Origin of the sequence: Rhodococcus sp. NPDC076796 (assembly GCF_040702765.1) — a bacterium.
Lineage (GTDB): Bacteria > Actinomycetota > Actinomycetes > Mycobacteriales > Mycobacteriaceae > Rhodococcoides.
Window position 1 is genome coordinate 1 of record NZ_JBFBMS010000028.1, and the last position, 4,752, is coordinate 4,752.

General features: G+C 62.4%; 4 protein-coding genes and 1 tRNA gene. All 5 read left to right on the forward strand.

The features are described from left to right. Positions 1 to 307: 307 nt before the first annotated feature. The 5 genes from AB0366_RS26955 to AB0366_RS26975 all read left to right on the forward strand — a co-directional run bounded on the left by AB0366_RS26955 (position 308) and on the right by AB0366_RS26975 (position 4,575). Complete coding sequence (locus tag AB0366_RS26955; RefSeq protein WP_366246612.1) at positions 308 to 1,342, forward strand: site-specific integrase; 1,035 nt, start codon at positions 308 to 310, stop codon at positions 1,340 to 1,342. Continuing rightward, on the forward strand, positions 1,339 to 1,689 hold the full coding sequence (locus AB0366_RS26960) for a helix-turn-helix transcriptional regulator (RefSeq protein WP_366246609.1): 351 nt from the start codon (positions 1,339 to 1,341) through the stop codon (positions 1,687 to 1,689). The genes AB0366_RS26955 and AB0366_RS26960 overlap by 4 nt, the downstream gene beginning before the upstream one ends. Next, positions 1,686 to 3,179: a Fis family transcriptional regulator gene (locus AB0366_RS26965; RefSeq protein ID WP_366246610.1), complete on the forward strand. Its 1,494-nt coding sequence runs from the start codon at positions 1,686 to 1,688 to the stop codon at positions 3,177 to 3,179. Before AB0366_RS26960 ends, AB0366_RS26965 begins: the two co-directional genes overlap by 4 nt. A 119-nt stretch (positions 3,180 to 3,298) precedes the next feature. Next, positions 3,299 to 3,372 (forward strand) — tRNA-Leu (locus AB0366_RS26970). A 369-nt stretch (positions 3,373 to 3,741) separates the two neighbouring features. Beyond that, positions 3,742 to 4,575 (forward strand): site-specific integrase, encoded by an 834-nt coding sequence (locus AB0366_RS26975; protein WP_366246611.1) that lies wholly within the window; start codon positions 3,742 to 3,744, stop codon positions 4,573 to 4,575. Positions 4,576 to 4,752: the final 177 nt, after the last annotated feature.

Genomic DNA, 4,752 nt, shown 5'->3' on the forward strand with positions numbered 1-4,752 from the left:
AAATATGACCAATTTCATCTGATGCAATAACTCGTCGCCGTACGCGTATTAGACCTTTGACATGCAGTGCCGTCCTGTCGTCGGTGCCAGGCCGAACTAGTCACAACGGTATCAAGCCGGCTCCGGGCAGCCTACTTGACCTGCGATATTGACATAAATCGATCATTTGATGCATGATTCGCGCACGGTTTCCGAGGCGAGGGGTGGTCGTGTGGTCGAGCGGTGGAACGTCCCCGGTGGTGCGCCCGAGTTGTTCCTGGCCGGCACCTCGCCGCTGCTGCGGCCAGACGAGCAGGTCTTCGCCGCCATGATGGCCGGATGGCGCGATCAACAGCTCAGCCGGAATCTCGCGACGGGGACCATCAAGATCCGACTAGAACTCGTGCACCGCTTCCAACGATTCACCAACAGCTTCCCCTGGCACTGGCGGCCGATGGACGTCGACGAGTACTTCGCAGACCTCCGCGGTGAGGGCCGCGCGAAGTCCACTCTGCGCTCCTACCAGAACGCGCTCCGACTGTTCTGCGACTACGCCGCAGATCCGCGCTATCAATGGACTGCAGTGTGCGAGAACCTGTTCGGTACCCATCCAGCGCAAGTCTGCTTCGAATGGAACACCGCCACGCACTCCGGCGACTACGAGGGCCGGCCAGCGCGGCGTGCACTGACCAAAGCCGAGCTGCAGGACCTATTCGACTACGCCGACGACCAGGTCCAAATCGCTCGTCACAGCGGTCACAAGGGCTGGCTCGCCGCGATGCGTGATGCGACCGCGATGAAGACTGCCTACGCCTGGGGACTTCGACGACAAGAACTTGCGATGCTCGACACGACCGACTTCGGCACCAACCCACACGCGGCCGAGTTCGGTGGCCACGGAGTCCTCTATGTGCGCTGGGGTAAAGCCAACAAGGGAGGCACACCGAAGCGCCGCAGCGTCCTCACTGTCTTCCCGTGGTCTGTGCGGGTGATGTCGCAGTGGATCGAGCACTGCCACGACCTGAACACCCGCACGCCCCACTCCATCGCGCTGTGGCCCAGCGAACGATCCCCGCGGGTGTCGAAAGAGAAATTGGGTGCACGCTTCGCCGAATACCGCCGTGCTCTCGGTCTACCCGACGAGCTGACCCTGCACTGCCTGAGACATTCGTACGTCACCCACCTGATCGAAGACGGGTACGACCCACTCTTCGTCCAACAGCAGGTCGGTCACTCCCACGCATCGACCACCGCCCTCTACACCTCGGTCTCCTCCGACTTCCGCACCCGCACACTGCGTACCGTCCTCGACAACAGCATCGAGCGAGCACTCGCACTGCCCGATCCCGGAGCCGGCACATGACCCGCAGACGCCAACTCGACTTCCACTGGAAGCTTCGCCAACAGATGGCCGCCCACGACATGTGGAAGACCACCCAACTGGCACCGCTGCTGCGCGAGCGCGGCATCGACCTGTCCGCGGCACAGATCTACCGGCTCGTCACCGACAAACCCGAACGTTTGTCCATGAAAGTGCTTGTCGCGCTGTGCGACATCTTCGACTGCACACCCAACGACCTGATCACACCCGAAGCCGTCAGCACCCGCGGAGCCAAGGCCGCCGGCGGCGACACGCCTGCGCGGAACGTGACCAGCCTGAATCCCGATCTTCGACCCGAACGGGCCCGCATCACGGATCCTGATTCGTGAGCGCCACTCGTAAACCCCGCCGGCGCAGCCAAACACCGGATCCCGACAAGCATCACCCGTGTGCACGGTGCAAGGACCACTACCCCACAGCCGCACACTGGCCCGAGGGTCCGGTCTGCACCTACTGCTACCAAACAGCCAAACGCACCGAAGGCACATGCACGGCGTGCGGGCACATCGGAATGGTCCCCGGCCTGGACGACGACCACATGCCACTATGCCTGCGCTGCAGCGGATTACCGTTGGATCTGACGTGCAACCGGTGCGAGACCGAGACCTGGCTCGCGAAAGCCAACACATGCTGGCGATGCCTGCTCGATGACATCGTCCGCGACCTACTCTCCGGCCCGGACGGAGTCGTCCACGAGTCGCTGGAGCCGCTGGCAACCGCCATCGTCGCGATGCCCAGGGCGAACAGTGGCGTCACTTGGATTCGTGCGAACCCCAAAGTCCGGGAACTGCTCGGCGCACTGGGAGACGGGTCGGTGGATCCGACACACGATGCCCTCGACGCTCTACCCCGCACACGCACCGTGGAGTACCTCCGAGCATTGATGGTCGAACACTCCGTTCTACCCCCGCGGGACCGACTGCTCGCCACCTACGAACAATGGCTTCACCGCAAACTCACAACTACCGTCGACGACGACTCTAGGAAGATCATCGAACGGTTCGGCCGGTGGCACCATCTCCGGAAATTACGCGAACACGCTGCGACAGATCCAGTAAGTACCGGGCCGTTCCTGCGAGCGAAACAATCGACAACAGTGGCGATTTCGTTCCTCAACTGGCTGAACGAGCGTGGGACTGCCCTGGCCGACTGCAGTCAGCACGACGTCGACGCCTGGTACGCATCCGGCCCCTCCACCCGCCAGCACGCGGAACGATTCCTCTACTGGGCACGCTCGAACAAGCTCACACCCCAGCTATCGATTCCCCGCCACACAACGGGCAAATACGAGCTGGTAGGTGAAGACGAGCGCCTGCACATCATCCGCGCCTTGTTGTTGCACGACGACCTGCCCGCCGTCCACCGCATCGCAGGATGCCTACTCACCCTCTACGGCCAATCGATCACACGCATCGTGGCCCTGACCATGGACGACGTCCGAGCCACAATCAGTGCTGTCAGCGTCAAGCTGGCCGATACCTGGGTCGACCTACCGGAACCCATCTCGCACCTACTGCGCGATCATCTGACGAACAGACCCAACACCAGTACCGCCAGCAACGCGGCCTCGAGGTGGTTGTTCCCCGGCGCGATGCCCGGCGAGCATCTCAACAGGCAGACCGTCATCGATGCACTCCGCCACGCCTGCATCCCGAGCCGCGCCGTTCGCAACAGCACCTGGCAGCAACTCGTCCGCGAAGCACCACCACAAGTGCTCGCCGATGCGCTCGGAATCAGCGCCATAACCGCGATGCACCATGCCGAACGAGCTGGGTCCGACTGGTCGCGGTACGCATCGACACGCGCTGGTGGTCGATGACTTCAAACTACGAAGCTCGCAGAGTCAGGAAATGGCAGTCACTGCCCGCCTACCGCTGCAGCAGAGGTGTGATCCGACGCGGTAGCTGTCTGCTCTAGGATCAGCTCTCAACGGAGCTGGCCCCTATAGCCCAATTGGCAGAGGCGACGGACTTAAAATCCGTTCAGTGTCGGTTCGATCCCGACTAGGGGCACAAAGTTTTACGGCCGCGCTGTGCAGCACGCCGGGCACGGGCTGTACTGACGTGCCACCATGAACAATGGCTTCGATCGGGCGTTACTCGACGGCGCGGGGAAACAGATACCGCGTGCGCTACCGGCTTCCCACCGGCCAGCAGACCGACAAGCGCGGCTTCGCAACACTCAAGGCCGCACAGACCTACGCCGATTCGCTGCAGGTGGCGATTCACTCTGGGCACTACGTAGCACCGTCGAGCGGACGGATACTGCTCTCAACCCTTGGACCACCCTGGCTACGGCGCCAACACGCGCATATGAAACCCAGTTCCATCCGGTCACTCGAAAGCGCCTGGCGCGTACAGGTAGAACCGCGGTGGGGCAACGTGCGGATCGATAGCATTCGACACACGCAGGTCCAAGACTGGATCGCCGAACTCACCCACTCGCGTAAACGCACCATCGTGGTCACCGCACACGGTGTCCTGAGCCGAATCCTCGACGATGCAGTACGAGACCACCTGCTGGCGACAAATCCCGCCCGCGGGGTCAAACTCCCTCGCAGACGAGAACGTCGGAAGGTCTACCTCACGCACCGTCAAGTGCACATGCTCGCCCACGAGGCCGGCCGCTACGAATCGCTCGTGCTTCTGCTCGCCTATACCGGCCTCCGGTGGGGAGAAGCCGCCGGCCTCCACGTCGAAGACATCGACTTCGAACGATCACGGGTACGCGCGCACAGAAACGCAGTACAGGTCGGCAGTTCCATGATCCTCGGCACCCTCAAGGGACACAGTGCCCGAGTTGTGCCACTTCCTGACTTCGTCGCCGCAGCACTGCACAAGACCTGCGCGGGACGAGCACCCGATGCGATTGTCTGGCCGTCACGCAGCGGCGGCTATCTCGGCCCGCCCTCCTCGCATGATTCATGGCTCAGCGGGGCAGTTCACCGATGCCAGCACGCTGCGAAGCTCGACAACAACGACGGTTGCGGCCCGACATTGTTTCCGACGGTGTCCGCGCATGCACTGCGACATACAGCCGCCTCCTTGGCGATCAGCGCGGGAGCCAACGTCAAAGCAGTACAGCGGATGCTGGGACATGCATCCGCAGCTATGACCCTCGACGTCTACGCCGAGCTCTTCGACGACGATCTCGCATCGGTAGCAGAGAAAATGTCACAAGCTGCGGGCAACCTGTGGGCGCACCAGCCGACCTAAATGACTTGAAAACTGTTGCGCTACAACTGATTGCGTTACACAACGAACATCACCGTGACACGCAGGTGGGCACACGGTGGGCACGCGCCAGGCTCACAGATTCTCGCAGCTCGCGTACACGCAGGCCCGGCATCCAGCCCGAACTCGTCGCCATCTAATACGTTGCGTTACCGGTAA

Excerpts from the sequence above, each read along its gene's own strand:
- AB0366_RS26955 (WP_366246612.1), top strand. The coding sequence starts at position 308 with ATGATGGCCGGATGGCGCGATCAACAGCTCAGCCGGAATCTCGCGACG.
- AB0366_RS26960 (WP_366246609.1), top strand. The coding sequence starts at position 1,339 with ATGACCCGCAGACGCCAACTCGACTTCCACTGGAAGCTTCGCCAACAG.